Source organism: Altererythrobacter xiamenensis (genome assembly GCF_900177715.1).
In the GTDB taxonomy this organism is placed as follows: Bacteria; Pseudomonadota; Alphaproteobacteria; order Sphingomonadales; family Sphingomonadaceae; genus Erythrobacter; species Erythrobacter xiamenensis.
This window is the reverse complement of record NZ_FXWG01000003.1, coordinates 792,353-807,018: the sequence shown is the minus strand read 5'-3', so window position 1 is coordinate 807,018 and position 14,666 is coordinate 792,353. Positions and strand designations below refer to the sequence as shown.

Here is a 14,666-nt window from a genome sequence, read left to right as displayed (position 1 = left end):
TGCGCTAGAGCATGACGGAAATGCTCACCCGGCTTTCCATTCGCAATATCGTGCTGATCGAAGCGCTCGATCTCGACTTCGGGCGCGGGCTGGGCGTGCTCACCGGCGAAACCGGTGCGGGCAAGTCGATCCTGCTCGATGCGCTGGGCCTCGTGCTGGGCGACAGGGCGGAAACTGCGCTGGTGCGCAGCGGCGAGGCGAAAGCCAGCGTGACCGCCAGTTTCGACTTTGCCAAGCTGCCCGAGAGCGTGGCCGATGCGCTCGATGACGCGGATATCGAGATCGAGCCGGGCGAGGGGTTGATCATCCGCCGTCAGGTCAAGGCCGATGGCGGCTCCAAGGCGTTCATCAACGATCAGCCGGTGGGCGTTGCGCTGCTGCGCACTATTGCCCCGGCGCTGGTCGAACTGCACGGCCAGCATGACGATCGCGGTTTGGTCAATCCGCGCGGCCACCGCGCGTTGCTCGACCGCTTTGCCGACACCGATACAATCGGCCTTGCGAAAGCCTGGGAGGCGAAGCGCGATGCGGAAGCACGGTTGACGGCTGCGCGCGACGAAGTCGAGCAGGCCAAAGCCGATCAGGACTTGCTCCTCGCGCATCTGACCGAGCTGACCGCGCTCGAACCGCAGGCGGGTGAGGAAGCTCGGCTCGCCGAACAGCGCGCCTCGATGCAGAAGGGCGAGAAGCTTTCGGGCGATCTGGAGGAGCTGCGGCACCTTTGGGAAGGGTCGGATTCGCCGCTCGCGGCCTTGCGCGTCGCAGCGCGCCGGCTCGACCGGATTGCGCCCGAACACGCCCTGCTTGCCGAGGCACTGGCGGCGCTCGACCGCGCGGTGATCGAGGCGGGCGAGGCGGAAGACAAGCTCGCTGCCGCGGCCGAGGCGCTGGTGCATGATCCCGCGGCTCTCGACGCCGCCGAGACCCGGCTGTTCGAATTGCGCGCTATCGCCCGCAAGCATCGCTGCGAGGTTGACGAACTGCCCCACAAGATGCGCGAGATGCGCAAGGCGCTCGACGCGATCGAAGGCGGGGAGGCGGAGCTCGACGCGCTCGAGGTTGCCGCACGCGAGGCGAGCGAACGCTACGCCAGGAAGGCGGAAGCGGTGCATGCCGCACGGCTCAAGGCGGCGAAGAAACTCGACAAGGCGGTGGCTGCGGAACTCGCGCCACTCAAGCTCGATGCAGCGAGTTTCCTGACCGCCATCGGCAAGCTGCCGGAGGAGAAATGGGGACCGCAGGGCATCGACAGCGTCGAGTTCCTCATCGCTACCAATCCCGGTGCCGATTTCGCGCCGCTCGCCAAGATCGCATCGGGCGGCGAACTATCGCGCTTCATCCTCGCATTGAAGGTCGCGCTGGCAGAGAAGGGTGGCGCGGCGACTGTCATCTTCGACGAGATCGATCGCGGCGTAGGCGGGGCGGTCGCTTCGGCAATTGGCGAGCGCCTGGCGCGGCTCGCTCAGGACGGACAATTGCTCGCGGTAACGCACAGCCCGCAAGTCGCGGCGCGCGGGCGGGTCCATTATATGATCGCGAAAAGCTCCACCGGCACGGTGACGAAAACCAGCGTCGCGCTGCTGGACGAGACCGGGCGTCAGGAGGAAATCGCACGGATGCTGTCCGGCGCCGAAGTGACGCCGGAAGCACGCGCGCAAGCCGATCGCTTGCTGGAAGGTGCCTAGGCCTCTGCCTCTCGCTGGCCGAGATAGATCAGCACGAAAAATCCGAATGCAGCGAAGGTGAACGCATCGCTCATCGAGCCGTGGCCGATCTGAGTTTGCCACATGTTGTAAGCCGCGCCGCCGAACACGTTGAAGAGGCCGAACCAGGTGAAGATCACAAGTCCGCAGCCGATTTTCGCCGTGTTGAGCGCCGATGCGTAGGCAGCGGTGTCGCTACGCCCCGACCATAACTTCCATCCGCCCCACAGACAGACGACGCCCGCTGCGATCTCGCTGACGAAGATCACCGCAAGGACTATCCAGGCCGGGCCATCACCGACGGCAGGCATGATATTCGCCGGGTAGATTGCGTGGTCCTTCTGCGACAGGACGTAGCCGATGTTCTGGTGAGCGATCGACAGGTTGATGATGTTGTGGCCGACGTAAAACAGCGCCATCAGGCCCAGCAGCACCATGAACAGTGATTTGAGATAACGGTCCGTCATCGTCTTCTCCCCCAATTGAAGCCGCGACCCGTATGCAGGCGTCTTTCCCAGATGCCCTTGCTGATGCATAGCGTGACGCATGGGAATCGAGCAAACCCCGGGCGCTGACCCTGTGGACATGACAGAGGCCGAGGCGGCCAATGAGCTGATGCGGCTCGCGAAGGCTATCGCCAAACACGACCGGCTCTATCACGCCGAAGATTCCCCGGAGATCACCGACCAGGAATATGACGCGCTGGTGCGCCGGAATGCTGCACTGGAGGCGCAATTTCCGCAGCTGGTGCGTGACGACAGCCCGTCGAAGAATGTCGGCCATGCCGTTGCCTCCTCGCCGTTGAGCAAGGTGACGCACGAAGTTCGCATGATGAGCCTCGACAACGCCTTCAATGGCGAAGAGGTCGGAGAATGGGTGGCGCGCGTGCGGCGGTTCCTCTCGCTGGACGAGGGGGAGATGGTCGCGATCACCGCAGAGGACAAGATCGACGGCCTTTCCTGCTCGCTGCGCTACGAGAACGGCAAACTCAAGGTCGCGGCGACCCGCGGAGACGGGCAGGTGGGCGAGGATGTAACGCCCAATGTCGCATCGATCGGGGATATCCCGCAGGAACTGCCGGGCGGCGTGCCCGAAGTGTTCGAGGTGCGCGGCGAGGTTTACATGGCGAAAGCGGATTTCCTCGCGCTCAACAAGGCGCAGGAAGAGGCGGGCGGCAAGCTCTTCGCCAATCCCCGCAATGCAGCGGCAGGCTCGCTCCGGCAAAAGGATGCGAGCGTCACCGCCAAGCGTCCGCTGCGGTTCTGGGCCTATGGCTGGGGTGCAGCATCAGAAGTCCCCGAGCCGACGCAATATGCAATGATGCGGCTGATCGAAAGCTGGGGCTTCCCCGTCTCGCCTTTCCTTACGCGCACCGAAACGCTCGACGAAATGCTTGAGCATTATGCCGAAATCGGGCGGCAGCGTCCGCAACTTCCCTATGAAATCGACGGCGTTGTCTACAAGGTCGACCGGTTGGACTTCCAGCAACGGCTCGGTTTCGTCGCCAAGGCACCGCGCTGGGCTCTGGCGCACAAGTTCCCTGCGGAGCAGGCTGAGACCACGCTCGAATCGATCGACATCCAGGTGGGTCGCACTGGAAAGCTCACTCCGGTCGGGCGGCTTGCTCCCGTCATGGTGGGCGGTGTCACCGTAACCAATGTGACGCTCCACAATCGCGACGAGATTGCGCGGCTCGGCGTACGTCCGGGTGACCGCGTGGTGGTCCAGCGCGCGGGTGACGTTATTCCACAGCTTGTGGATAACCTGACCCGAGAGGTCGAGCGCGACCCCTATTTGTTCCCCGATCACTGCCCCGAATGCGGATCGGAGGCGGTTTCGGAAGAGGGTGAGGTCGATGTGCGCTGCACGGGCGGTCTCATTTGTCCCGCACAACGCACTCAAAGGCTTGAACATTTCGTCAGCCGCAAGGCGCTGGATATCGAAGGATTGGGGGAGAAAACCATCGCCCAGTTCTTTGGCCTCGGATGGCTCGAAAGCCCCGCCGATATCTTCAGATTGAGGAAGCGCCGAGAGGATATTCTCGCGCTCGAAGGATGGCAGGACAAGTCTGTGGATAACCTGTTGGCTTCCATCGAGGCCAAAAGGGAGCCCGATGCCGCAAGGCTGCTGTTCGGGCTCGGGATCCGTCATGTGGGAGAGGTGACCGCGCGCGATCTGATGAAGAACTTCCACGAGCTTGCCGCATTGCGCGAGACTGCAGAAAAAGCGCGTGCAGGTGACGAGGATGCAGCGCAGGACCTGACTTCGATCGATGGCGTCGGCCCGACAGTGGTCGAGGCTCTCGGCGATTTCTTCCACGAGCCGCACAATCTGGCGGTGTGGGAAGACCTGCTTTCCGAGCTTTCACCGCCGCCTTACATCGTCGAAACACTGGATTCACCGGTCGCGGGCAAGACCGTCGTATTCACCGGCAAGCTGGAGACGATGAGCCGGGACGAGGCCAAGGCGCAAGCAGAGAGGCTGGGCGCGAAGGCTGCTGGATCGGTCAGCGCCAAGACCGACCTGCTTGTCGCTGGCCCGGGTGCAGGCAGCAAGCTCAAGAAAGCGACCGAGCTCGGTATCGAAGTTATCGACGAGGCAGGCTGGGCGGAGATCGTGGCGGCTGCGGGATAGGGGAATAAAAGGGGAGGGGCATGGCCAGGCGCATATCGAAATGGCTGATCGCAGGGGCGGTTCTTCTGGCGGCTGGGCTGTTGATCGCCTGGGCAACTTCGCCCGATCCCAAGGGTAACCCAGCGAGCCTTGAAGACTCTCCCCTGGAACCGGCCATTGCGCCGCTTTCCGATGCGGTGACGCTGGCCAGTTATCGCACTCCCGATGGTCAGGTCGCCACCGTGCTGGTGAGCGAGCTGGTCGGCGACACGGTAACTGGTGTTGACCTTGCAACGCTTGGTGCCGACCGCACAGGCAATCCATTGCGCGATCTGGGCAGCATCGCCTGGAAACGGATCTATAATGCCATGCTTGAAGGCCGCGAGCGCGTTTCTCTCAAGATCTCCGACCTTCTGCCGTCTGCGCCCGGTGGGGAGCGCCACATCGGAACCGGAACCAATTTCCCGGAGCACGCGGAAGAAGCGAGCAGCGATGCAGTCTTTCGCTTTCCAAAGTTCGGGCGTGCTACTCCGGCAAGGACGACTGTCCGCGCCCAACCGGGCATTCTTCTCGATTACGAGGTAGAGCTTTGCATGCGGTTCGACCGTGACATCGCCTCGCTTGGGGATTTCGACGACGCGATCAAAGGCGTTTTCCTTTGCGGCGACTTCACCAATCGCAATGCACTGGTCGAGCTTGCGGACCCGGACAATCTCGATTCCGGCTTCGGCTTCTCGGATGCGAAGAGCGGCCTCGATTTCTACCCCTCCGGTCCATTCGTCGTCGTTCCACAGGACTGGAAGAGCTTTGTCGATCAGCTCCGGATGACGACCAGCGTCAATGGAGAGCCGCGCCAGGACGCGCGAGGGGAAGAGATGACGCAGGATTTTCGGCAGCTGGTCGAAGCCAGTCTCGCCGACATGAACGAGGCAAGGTTCTACTATGGGGGCGATTTCTACAAATTGTCCGATAATCGGCGAATCCCGGAGGATATGACTGTGATGTCAGGCACATCCGAGGGCGTGATTTTCGCGCCGCCCGCGCGCGCGGATTACATTGAGGGCGCTGTGCAATATCTGGGTAATGGCGGACCGTTCTCCGGAACCGGCATCGTTGATTCGATCAAGCAACGCTTCATCGCCAATGAGCTGCGCTCCGGTCATTTTCTCCAGCCGGGAGATGTCGTCCGGCATGACTCCAATCTCTTGGGCAACATCGAAGTCGAGGTGATCGCCCAATGATCCTTGCCGAACTTCACCCGCAAGCTTTGCGCATCGCGGAATTCTTGCGCGAGCGGGGAGAAAAGATCGCTGTGGCCGATGGTGCGACGGGGGGAATGATCGCAGCCTCGCTGCTGACGGTACCCGGTGCGCTCGATTTTTTCGTGGGAGGCGGGGTGGTTTATTCGTTCCGCGCCCGTGACGTGCTCTTCGACCTGCCACGCGAGGCGTACAAGGGCATGCGCGGGGCGAGCGAAGACTATGCGCTGCTTCAGGCGAGGGCGATCCGCGACAACTTCGGCTCGGAATGGGGTATCGCCGAAAGTGGCTCGGTGGGCGGGTCTTCTCACCCCTCGGGCGCGCCGGCGGGGCGTAGTGTCGCGGCGGTGGTCGGTCCCGAAGGCTTCGAGTTCACACGTGTGACCGAGACCGGCAGCGACGAGCGGATCGCGAATATGGAGGCGTTTACCCGAGCGGCATTGACTGCGCTGGAATCCGCGCTCTTCGAGATCGGTTAGTGAAAGCGACGGCGCACCGCAGTTTCTGCAGCGATTGCGGAAACTTGCTTCGCTGCGTCCGTTGAAGCGACATGGGGCAAACAATCCGCTTTTCGCTTCTCTTTCTGGGGCTTCTCGCCTTCCTGGGCACGGTGTTCGCAATGGCCACCTGGAAACCGGACGTGCCAGGGGCACGCACTGTTACCAGCAGCGAAAAGTCTTCTTTACCGCGCATCAAAAGCGAGCAGGAACGCACTTTCGAACAAGAGCTCGAGGAACTGGGCGCGGGGCTCCCCGGCGAAGTCGGCATCGCGGTCGTCGATGCGAAAACGGGATACAGCTACGACTTTGACGGAGAGGAGATTCTGCCCCAGCAAAGCGTGAGCAAGCTCTGGGTCACCATGGCGGCGCTCGACGCGGTCGATCGAGGAACGCTGGACCTGTCGGAACGCGTGACCGTCCGGCGCGAGGACCTCACCGTCTTCTACCAGCCGATCCGTGATCTGGTGAGAGCGCGGGGAAGCGTTACGACGGATTATGGCGATCTGATGCGGCGGGCGATCACGCGGAGCGACAACACTGCCAACGATCTGCTGCTGCGGCGGGTAGGCGGACCGGAAAAGGTGCAGGCTTACCTCGATGCGCGGGGCATCGAGAATGTCAGGTTCGGAACCGACGAGCGCACCAAACAAAGCGCAATCGCTGGTCTCGAATGGAAACAAAGCTATTCGTACGAGAACACCTTCTTCGATGCGCGCGATGACGTGCCGATTGGGCAGCGAAGGTTGGCGTTCGAGCGCTATCTTGCGGATCCGATCGACGGTGCCAGCCCTCTCGGGATAGCCAGGGCGCTGGCGATGCTGTCACGCGGCGAGCTGTTGTCGCCAGGATCCACCGCGTTTCTGCTCGACCTGCTGAGCCAGACAAAGAGCGGCCCGAACCGATTGAAGGGCGGAGTTCCGCCAGACTGGAGTTTCGGCCACAAGACGGGGACCGGCCAGTTCCTGGAAGGCGAGCAATCGGGTTATAACGATATCGGATTGCTGACAGCGCCTGATGGCAGGACCTATGCCATGGCCGTCATGATCGGACGGACGCGGGTGCCCACGCCCGAACGGATGGAAATGATGCAGGAGGTCGTGCGCGCCACCGTGCGGTTTCACGAAGCGCGCACGTTTCTACCCCCTGTTACAGGGGAAGCACCCTAGTCATTGGGCATGATGTGGATTTCGCGGACCGAAGCCGTTTCGGGCTGATCGAGCGCGAAAACCACGGCATTCGCGACATCCTCGGGCTGGATTTTGGTCGGCTTGGGCTCGTCGAAGAAGGCGGTGTCGACCATCCCGGGCGAAATGACCGTGCAGCGGCCGCCCCATTCGCGCATTTCTTCGGCAAGGTTCCCGGCAAAGCCATGCACGAACCACTTGGTCGCGCTGTAGATCGATCCCTTCATGTGGTCGCGCCCGGCCTTGGACCCGGTGACGACGAAATGGCCCTTGGTCTTCTTGAGATGCGGAATCGCCTCATGCGCGGCGTAGAGCACCGCGAGAATGTTGAGGTGGATCATGTCGTGCCATTGCTGCGGGTCGCCATTCTCCACGCCCGGCTTTTCAACGCCCATTCCCGCATTGGCGAAAACGGCGTCGAGCTGGCCGAACTTTGACGCGGTTCTGTCGAGCGCGGTCTTGATGAAATCGCGATCGGTCGCATCGCCGGGGATCGCCAGCGCTGCATCGCCGATCTCGCCTGCGAGCTTCTCCAGCTTATCCTCGGAGCGTGCCACCAGAGCGACATTCCATCCGGCTTCTGCGGCGACGCGTGCGGTTGCTTCTCCGATACCGGTCGAGGCGCCGGTTATGAAAAGAGTCTTGGTCATGGGGGATGTCCTTTGAAAATTGGGGGTTCTCAAAGACAATGGACCCGATGTGCGCGCGGTTCCGCCAGGCCTGGAAAACTATTGGTTCGCGGGCACCCACTTCATCACGCCGCCTGCCATCGGCGTCCACCAGCCGGTTTCGATACCGGCCTCGGCCAGCGTATCGCTGGTCCACTGGTTACAGGTCTGCCCAAGATGATAGGTGCCCGGCGCGTCGTAGAACACATCGTAGCTTTCGTAGCCGGGGTAGGATGTGCGCGCCGGGGGTGGAACGATCTCGCGCTCGATCGCGGCGATGAGCCGGGCGTATTGCGCCTGCGTGATGGTAAGCGGACGCGCATCTTCCGAAGGCGCGGGGCGTACGTAATGCGACACGTGCAGCAGTCCGTCGCCACCGATCATCGCTCCGACAGCGGTCGGCAGCGTGAGGTCGGCCCAGCTCGGCGTATTGAGAAAGACCTCGCGCTCGCCCCAGCTTACCGAAACGTGCGTGTAGGGCCGCGTCGGATCGACGAGGTCGCTCGCGGGAAAGTCGATGCGCCAATCCTTCTGCGGCGTGACGAGCGGCATGACGATCGCGGTGTGGACGCCATTGGTCTCGACCATGATCTCCACACCGTCCGCAGGCTCTTCCCAATTGCCGTTGCGCGGGATGGAGGAGCCGATCCATGCGGCAAGGAAAAACAGCAGGACAAGAATCGCGAGCCCCGCCAGCGCCCGCAATGCGAGGCGTTTGGCGAGGTTCAGCGCGGGGTTCGCTTGCGCAGCCACAGGATCGACCAGTCGCCGTTGACGAGGCGCGACGCGAGGCGGAAGCCGGCCTTGCGATAGGCGCGGCGTACACGCGGCTCCTGTTCGGTCAGCAGGCCCGCCAGCAGGACATGGCCACCGGGAGTGACCTCTCTGCCAAAATCGGGGGCAAGTTCGACCAATGGCCCGGCAAGGATATTGGCGATCAGCAGGTCATAGGGTCCGCGCGCCTGCAGCAGTGGGTCCTGCATGCCGTCAGCGACGACCATGGTGAGTTCGCCGCGACGAGCGCCCATGGGAACCGCATTGAGCTCGGCATTGTGGGCCACCACGCCTGCGCACACCGCGTCGATGTCAGAGGCGGTGGCGAGCGCGCGCGGCCACAGGCGTAATGCGGCGAATGCAAGCAGACCCGTTCCCGTTCCGATGTCGGCGATATTACGCGCGGCGATGCCCTGACGCTTCATCGCGTCGAGCATGACAAGGCACCCCGCGGTGGTTTCATGCTGACCCGTCCCGAATGCCTGGCTGGCGGGAACGCAGAGGTTCTCCGCATCAGCTTCAGGTTCAAACTCGGGCGTGTGGACATAGAAACGCCCGGCGCGGATCGGTTCGACGCCTTGCTGGCTGAGCGTCAGCCAATCCTCGTCGGGCAGTTTCTCGACTGCGAACGGCGGTGCATCGCCATCGAATAGCGCCGCGATTTCTGTCTGCTGCGCCTTTGTTGGCTTTTTGGGATACCACGCCTCGATCACCCAGTCCTGCGGCCGGTCCTCCGCCACCTCGCGGCCCGAAACGACAATGTCGAAGTCCCACTCCTCGCTTGCGTCATGCGCGAGCAGCGCAGCCTGGATCACTGGCTTGGGCGCGAAACCGGAAAGCTTCCAGCTGCTCATTCGGATTCGGCCTCTTTGGCAAGCCGCGCATCGAGACGCTTTTCGACCGCATCGGCATATTGGATGCAGTTCATCCCGCCTTCGAGCGAGCCGGAAGCAGCGCGTTCGACCATGTTGCTTGCCGAGGGATGCGGGGTGAGGAGAATGTCGCATTTGACCTCGCGCAGGCGTTGCAGCCCCGCGCGATATTCCGCGATGTACTCGGGATGGTCTGAGAAGCGGTAATCGACTCGGCTGACGGGCGAGAGGCTGTCAGCGTAGACGATCGAGAGACATTCGCCGCCACGCTCACAGGATTTCCATTGCCAGCTTAGTGCGCCGGGAGTGTGCCCCGGCGTGGCAATGGCCATCAGCATGGCGGTTTCGGTGCGCACCGTCTCGCCATCGTCGACAATCACGTCGACACCGACGGGCTCCATCGCCTCGTGCATACCGAGTTGCGGATCCTGCGGGTCGGCCTCGCCAGTTCTGAGGGCCTCGGCAGCGCGGCGCGATGCAACCACATGCGCACCGCTTGCCTCCTTGACGAGGGCGTGTCCGCCCACGTGGTCGAAGTGCTCATGACTGTGAAGAAGGCTGGCAATCTCGTTGGGCCGAAAGCCGAGCTTGCCGATGTTTTCGAGCACGATGGCAGCGCCCGCTCTGGTCCCCGAATCTATCAGTAGGTTTCCCCGATCGCCAGCGATGAGGATCGCGGAGATGCCGCAGGTCCCGACATAATAGGTCGAGCCATGGATCAGATAGGGCGGGGCGGGTTTGTCCCATTCGTCCCATTCGGTACAAGTCGCGGCCCATTCCTGCGGAGTTATCCGTTGGGGCTCGGGCAGCGGATCGGGCCGCTGGATCGGTGGAGCACAGGAGACAAGAGCGGCTACCAGTGCCAGCGGAAAAATCGGCCTAACGAACAAAGCTTGCTCCGTTCGCATCGATCACCGCGCCGGTCATGCTTTCGGGGGCGTCGAGCGCGCAATAGGTGATAATCGAGGCGATCTCTTCAGGTTCTGCAACGCGGCCCAGAGGAATATCCTTGAGCAGCTCCGCACCGCCGCGGCTTTCGAGATAGTCTCCCGCCATTGCGGTATCGGTGAAGCCGGGAGTGACGGCGAAGCTCAGGATGCCTTGAGAGGCATATTGCCGCGCGATGGTCTTGTGCATCGCGACCATGCCGCCCTTGGCCGCCGCATAGTGCCAGTGCTGCGGCGAATCGCCGCGATAGGCCGCGCGGCTCGCGACGTGAACGATGCGCCCCTTCACGCCGCGCTCCTGCCAGTGCCTGACCGCGAAACGGCTCAATTGAGCAGCGGCGGTGAGGTTTATCCGCAAGGTTTCTTCCCAGCGGTCGAGCCATTCGATGTCGGAAGCATCGAGCTCGCTGGCGGAGAACAGCCCGGCATTGTTGATAAGCACATCGATCTGGCCATCGGCACGGTCGAGCGCTTCTTCCCACAACATCTGCGGGGCGGCTGGAGCGGTGAAGTCGGCGGGAATCGTGGTTTGGTCCAGTTGCGCGGTAGCGTGGCCGATCACTTTCGCGCCGCGCGCTTCGAGAGAAGTCTTGGCTGCCGCTCCGATTCCGCGGCTCGATCCGGTTAGCAAGATGCTTGTCATACAACCCCTATCCAAAACTTTGCATGCGGAGTCGAGCGTCCACCGCTTGCACCGTGCTGTGAGACCGCTAAGGGGAGGGCACACAGGGATTTACCGGAAATAACGTCATGGCCAACAGACCGCTTTCACCGCACCTATCGATCTGGAAATGGGGACCGCACATGCTGGTCTCGATCCTCCACCGCGTCAGCGGAGATGGATTGGCGCTGGTCGGTCTGGGCGTGCTGGTCTGGTGGCTGGGCGCGCTTGCAAGCGGGCCGGAGGCCTATGGCCAGTTCCAGGCAGTGGCGACCAGTATACCGGGCTATATCGTGCTGGTCGGCCTCAGCTGGGCATTCTTCAATCACTTGATGAGCGGCCTTCGCCACTTCGTTCTCGACATTGGCGCAGGTTACGAGCTCGACACCAACAAGATGTGGTCGATCGCTTCGCCGATCATCGCCATTCTTCTTACAGTGGCCTTCTGGGCCCTGATCCTGATCAAGTAAGGCATAATCGCATGGGTAACGGAACCTCCATCGGGAAGGTGCGCGGGCTTGGCTCGGCGCACGAAGGCGCGCATCACTGGTTGCTGCAGCGCTTTACTGCGGTCGGCAATCTGGTGCTGGCGCTGTGGCTGGTCACAAGCTTCGTCCTGTTGCCGGACATGAGCTATGGAACGGTAAGCAAATGGCTCGCCGCGCCCATTCCGGCGACCGCCATGATCCTGCTGATCATCAGCACGTTCTGGCACGCGCGGCTGGGTCTCCAGGTCCTGATCGAAGATTACGTCCACAACAGCGGCACCAAGTTCGGAGTCATCACCTTGCTCAATCTCGCCGTGATCGGCGGCGGCGCATTCGCCGTCTTCAGCGTGGCACGCCTCGCGCTCACCCCGGTTGTCGGAGGAGCCGCATAATGGTCGACACCAGCAAATACACCATCGTTGATCACACCTATGACGTGGTCGTCGTTGGCGCAGGCGGTTCGGGTCTGCGCGCCACCATGGGCGCTGCCGAAAGCGGCCTGCGTACAGCGAATATCTCCAAGGTTTTCCCGACCCGTTCGCACACCGTCGCGGCCCAGGGCGGCATCGCCGCTTCGCTCGGCAACAATTCGCCCGACCACTGGTCCTGGCACATGTACGACACGGTGAAGGGTGCCGACTGGCTCGGCGACCAGGACGCGATCGAATATCTCGCGCGCGAAGCCCCGGCAGCTGTTTACGAGCTGGAGCATGCCGGCGTGCCCTTCAGCCGCAATGCCGACGGCACGATCTATCAGCGGCCGTTCGGCGGCCACATGCAGAACATGGGTGAAGGTCCGCCGGTTCAGCGCACCGCCGCAGCGGCCGACCGCACCGGCCACGCCATGCTCCACGCGCTCTACCAGCAGAGCCTGAAGTATGACGCGGACTTCTTCATCGAGTATTTCGCGCTCGACCTGATCATGACGGGCGAGGGCGCCGACCGCAAATGTGTCGGCGTGATCGCCATGTGCCTCGACGACGGGACGATCCACCGCTTCCGCGCGCAGGCCGTTGTTCTTGCAACCGGCGGCTATGGCCGTTGCTACTACACCGCGACCAGCGCCCACACCTGTACGGGCGACGGCGGCGGCATGGTGCTGCGCGCAGGCCTGCCCCTGCAGGACATGGAGTTCGTGCAATTCCATCCGACCGGCATTTACGGCGCGGGCGTACTCATCACCGAAGGTGCGCGCGGCGAGGGCGGCTACCTCACCAATTCCGAAGGCGAGCGCTTCATGGAGCGTTATGCGCCTAGCGCTAAGGACCTCGCATCGCGCGATGTCGTCTCGCGCTCGATGGCGCTCGAAATGCGCGAAGGGCGCGGTGTTGGCCCCGATGGCGACCACATCTACCTGCACCTCGATCATATCGATCCCAAGGTGCTGGCGGAGCGCCTGCCGGGCATCACCGAAAGCGGCAAGATCTTTGCAGGCGTCGACCTGACGAAGGAACCGCTGCCGGTTACCCCCACGGTGCACTACAACATGGGCGGCATCCCTTGTAACTATCACGGCGAAGTCGTGACGATCGGTCCGGACGGCAATCCCGACCACGTCGTGCCTGGCCTGTTTGCAGTGGGCGAAGCAGCCTGCGTTTCGGTCCATGGCGCAAACCGCCTCGGCTCGAACTCGCTGATCGACCTCGTGGTGTTCGGACGTGCGACCGGCCACCGCCTCAACGAATTGCTGACCGGCGGGGCGAGCCAGCCGGAACTGCCGGCTGACAGCGCCGAGCTTTCACTGACCCGCCTCGATCACTTCCGCTATGCCGATGGCGGCACGCCGACTGCGAAGGTGCGCGAGGAAATGCAGAAGGCCATGCAGAAGCATGCTGCGGTCTTCCGCGACAGCAAGCTGTTGTCGGAAGGCGTCGATGCGCTCAAGGCGGTCAACAAGCGGATGGAAGACGTTCACGTCTCCGACCGCTCGCTGATCTGGAACAGCGACCTCATCGAAACGCTCGAGCTCGACAACCTCATGGCGCAGGCGAATGTCACCATGGCCTCTGCGGAAAACCGCAAGGAAAGCCGCGGCGCGCATGCGCATGAGGACTTCCCCGACCGCAATGATGCCGAATGGATGAAGCACACCGTGGCGTGGTTCGAAGGCTGGGGCGGCAATGGTGGCGCGGTGAAGATCGATTACCGCCCAGTGCACGACTACACGCTGACCGACGACATCGAATACATCAAGCCGAAGAAGCGGGTGTATTGATCGGATGCTTGATCGCCTCAAGGGCCGTGCAACTGCACTGTCTTTGGGTGCAATGGTTTCGATTGGATTCGCATTCATCGCCTATGGGCACAGTTTGCCAGAATATCTCGATCTCGACCGGGCGAATGAACTAAAAGGGATCCATGCCTGCGATGAGAATGGCGTGATCCCGGGATGGTTCGACGAACTCTACTCCCTAGAAACGTTGAGATATCCGCTCATACAGAGTGGCATGAGTTTGATCCTTGCGGCAGCTACAATTGCTGCTCTCCTTGGGGTCTTTGGAAACCGTCAGCGCCCACAAATCTTGGCTACGCCTGCATCCATACCAGTCTTCTTTTTGCTTGGCTGCAGCGCCGTAGGGTTAAGCTGGTTCTCGCAAATGATCAGCCTGGATATCGATCTGGGGCGAGGCGACTTTCCTTGGTGTGCCGACACAATCTTCATCCCGATGGCAGAGCTATCTATCTTTTACGCGGGATTGCTGATTCTCTGCTGCGCTGCTGGCGGATTGCTTGCTGTAAAGTTTCAGAATCTACCGGTTTCGCTGTTTGCATGGCGCCAAGACATTCCCGCAAAAAGCTGGATGGTCTCGCTACCATTTTTTCTTATCGGCATCGTGATTATTTTGCTGGGGCTAGATGGGGCATATCGCTCGACATTCCTGGGGACACCAGCTGCACTTATCTCTCTGTATCTTACCGAGTCTGCCCGATCGGCTTTGGTATGTAGTCTAAGGGAACCTTCTCACTCTTGACCCCGCGCCCCCAATCGCGGCAGCT

The 14,666-nt window shown here is 62.1% G+C and carries 15 protein-coding genes; 9 read left to right on the top strand and 6 right to left on the bottom strand.

Annotated features, from left to right (window positions below; all coding sequences use genetic code 11):
• Window positions 1-20 precede the first annotated feature (20 nt).
• Window positions 21-1,685, top strand: coding sequence for a DNA repair protein RecN (recN, locus tag CCE89_RS14485; RefSeq protein ID WP_086438841.1), 1,665 nt, complete (start codon window positions 21-23; stop codon window positions 1,683-1,685).
• On the opposite strand, the gene CCE89_RS14480 is transcribed toward recN, so the two are convergent.
• Window positions 1,682-2,170 carry a DUF2165 family protein gene (locus tag CCE89_RS14480; protein ID WP_159456663.1) on the bottom strand — a complete coding sequence of 163 codons (489 nt, stop codon included), beginning with the start codon at window positions 2,168-2,170 and terminating at the stop codon, window positions 1,682-1,684. The two genes, recN and CCE89_RS14480, sit on opposite strands and share 4 nt — an antisense overlap.
• Window positions 2,171-2,249: 79 nt before the next feature.
• Between CCE89_RS14480 and ligA the strand changes: the two genes are divergently transcribed.
• The 4 genes from ligA (at window position 2,250) to CCE89_RS14460 (ending at window position 7,241) form a co-directional block, all read left to right on the top strand.
• Window positions 2,250-4,337: an NAD-dependent DNA ligase LigA gene (gene ligA, locus CCE89_RS14475; RefSeq protein ID WP_086438740.1), complete on the top strand. Its 2,088-nt coding sequence runs from the start codon at window positions 2,250-2,252 to the stop codon at window positions 4,335-4,337.
• A gap of 20 nt (window positions 4,338-4,357) precedes the next feature.
• Window positions 4,358-5,557 carry a fumarylacetoacetate hydrolase family protein gene (locus CCE89_RS14470; RefSeq protein WP_086438739.1) on the top strand — a complete coding sequence of 400 codons (1,200 nt, stop codon included), beginning with the start codon at window positions 4,358-4,360 and terminating at the stop codon, window positions 5,555-5,557.
• Window positions 5,554-6,054, top strand: a complete 501-nt coding sequence (locus CCE89_RS14465) for a CinA family protein (RefSeq protein WP_086438738.1) — start codon at window positions 5,554-5,556, stop codon at window positions 6,052-6,054. Before CCE89_RS14470 ends, CCE89_RS14465 begins: the two co-directional genes overlap by 4 nt.
• 71 nt (window positions 6,055-6,125) lie before the next feature.
• Window positions 6,126-7,241, top strand: a complete 1,116-nt coding sequence (locus CCE89_RS14460; protein ID WP_086438737.1) for a serine hydrolase — start codon at window positions 6,126-6,128, stop codon at window positions 7,239-7,241.
• On the opposite strand, the gene CCE89_RS14455 is transcribed toward CCE89_RS14460, so the two are convergent.
• The 5 genes from CCE89_RS14455 to CCE89_RS14435 form a co-directional block, all read right to left on the bottom strand.
• Window positions 7,238-7,909, bottom strand: a complete 672-nt coding sequence (locus CCE89_RS14455; RefSeq protein WP_086438736.1) for an SDR family oxidoreductase — start codon at window positions 7,907-7,909, stop codon at window positions 7,238-7,240. The two genes, CCE89_RS14460 and CCE89_RS14455, sit on opposite strands and share 4 nt — an antisense overlap.
• A 78-nt stretch (window positions 7,910-7,987) precedes the next feature.
• Window positions 7,988-8,680, bottom strand: coding sequence for a DUF2459 domain-containing protein (locus CCE89_RS14450; RefSeq protein ID WP_234990100.1), 693 nt, complete (start codon window positions 8,678-8,680; stop codon window positions 7,988-7,990).
• On the bottom strand, window positions 8,653-9,555 hold the full coding sequence (locus tag CCE89_RS14445; protein WP_086438735.1) for a 50S ribosomal protein L11 methyltransferase: 903 nt from the start codon (window positions 9,553-9,555) through the stop codon (window positions 8,653-8,655). Before CCE89_RS14445 ends, CCE89_RS14450 begins: the two co-directional genes overlap by 28 nt.
• Window positions 9,552-10,463: a subclass B3 metallo-beta-lactamase gene (gene bla / locus CCE89_RS14440; protein ID WP_159456662.1), complete on the bottom strand. Its 912-nt coding sequence runs from the start codon at window positions 10,461-10,463 to the stop codon at window positions 9,552-9,554. The genes CCE89_RS14445 and bla overlap by 4 nt, the downstream gene beginning before the upstream one ends.
• On the bottom strand, window positions 10,453-11,163 hold the full coding sequence (locus CCE89_RS14435) for an SDR family NAD(P)-dependent oxidoreductase (RefSeq protein WP_086438733.1): 711 nt from the start codon (window positions 11,161-11,163) through the stop codon (window positions 10,453-10,455). The genes bla and CCE89_RS14435 overlap by 11 nt, the downstream gene beginning before the upstream one ends.
• A 107-nt stretch (window positions 11,164-11,270) precedes the next feature.
• Here CCE89_RS14435 and sdhC point away from each other — a divergent pair, with 107 nt between their 5' ends.
• Genes sdhC through CCE89_RS14415 form a run of 4 tightly spaced genes read left to right on the top strand, consistent with a single transcriptional unit; the run spans window position 11,271 to window position 14,641 of the window.
• Window positions 11,271-11,651: a succinate dehydrogenase, cytochrome b556 subunit gene (gene sdhC / locus CCE89_RS14430; protein WP_086438732.1), complete on the top strand. Its 381-nt coding sequence runs from the start codon at window positions 11,271-11,273 to the stop codon at window positions 11,649-11,651.
• 11 nt (window positions 11,652-11,662) lie between these two features.
• A complete protein-coding gene (sdhD, locus tag CCE89_RS14425; RefSeq protein ID WP_086438731.1) occupies window positions 11,663-12,061 on the top strand; it encodes a succinate dehydrogenase, hydrophobic membrane anchor protein in 399 nt (132 codons plus the stop codon).
• Entirely contained in the window at window positions 12,061-13,884 is a 1,824-nt protein-coding gene (sdhA, locus tag CCE89_RS14420; protein WP_086438730.1) for a succinate dehydrogenase flavoprotein subunit, read from the top strand. The genes sdhD and sdhA overlap by 1 nt, the downstream gene beginning before the upstream one ends.
• A gap of 4 nt (window positions 13,885-13,888) precedes the next feature.
• Window positions 13,889-14,641, top strand: coding sequence for a hypothetical protein (locus CCE89_RS14415; protein ID WP_086438729.1), 753 nt, complete (start codon window positions 13,889-13,891; stop codon window positions 14,639-14,641).
• The last annotated feature ends 25 nt before the right edge of the window (window positions 14,642-14,666 follow it).

Excerpts from the sequence above, each read along its gene's own strand:
- CCE89_RS14415 (WP_086438729.1), top strand. The coding sequence starts at position 13,889 with ATGCTTGATCGCCTCAAGGGCCGTGCAACTGCACTGTCTTTGGGTGCA.
- sdhC (WP_086438732.1), top strand. The coding sequence starts at position 11,271 with ATGGCCAACAGACCGCTTTCACCGCACCTATCGATCTGGAAATGGGGA.
- CCE89_RS14470 (WP_086438739.1), top strand. The coding sequence starts at position 4,358 with ATGGCCAGGCGCATATCGAAATGGCTGATCGCAGGGGCGGTTCTTCTG.
- CCE89_RS14460 (WP_086438737.1), top strand. The coding sequence starts at position 6,126 with ATGGGGCAAACAATCCGCTTTTCGCTTCTCTTTCTGGGGCTTCTCGCC.
- sdhD (WP_086438731.1), top strand. The coding sequence starts at position 11,663 with ATGGGTAACGGAACCTCCATCGGGAAGGTGCGCGGGCTTGGCTCGGCG.
- CCE89_RS14455 (WP_086438736.1), bottom strand. The coding sequence starts at position 7,909 with ATGACCAAGACTCTTTTCATAACCGGCGCCTCGACCGGTATCGGAGAA.
- CCE89_RS14445 (WP_086438735.1), bottom strand. The coding sequence starts at position 9,555 with ATGAGCAGCTGGAAGCTTTCCGGTTTCGCGCCCAAGCCAGTGATCCAG.
- CCE89_RS14435 (WP_086438733.1), bottom strand. The coding sequence starts at position 11,163 with ATGACAAGCATCTTGCTAACCGGATCGAGCCGCGGAATCGGAGCGGCA.
- CCE89_RS14465 (WP_086438738.1), top strand. The coding sequence starts at position 5,554 with ATGATCCTTGCCGAACTTCACCCGCAAGCTTTGCGCATCGCGGAATTC.
- recN (WP_086438841.1), top strand. The coding sequence starts at position 21 with ATGCTCACCCGGCTTTCCATTCGCAATATCGTGCTGATCGAAGCGCTC.
- CCE89_RS14480 (WP_159456663.1), bottom strand. The coding sequence starts at position 2,170 with ATGACGGACCGTTATCTCAAATCACTGTTCATGGTGCTGCTGGGCCTG.
- sdhA (WP_086438730.1), top strand. The coding sequence starts at position 12,061 with ATGGTCGACACCAGCAAATACACCATCGTTGATCACACCTATGACGTG.
- ligA (WP_086438740.1), top strand. The coding sequence starts at position 2,250 with ATGGGAATCGAGCAAACCCCGGGCGCTGACCCTGTGGACATGACAGAG.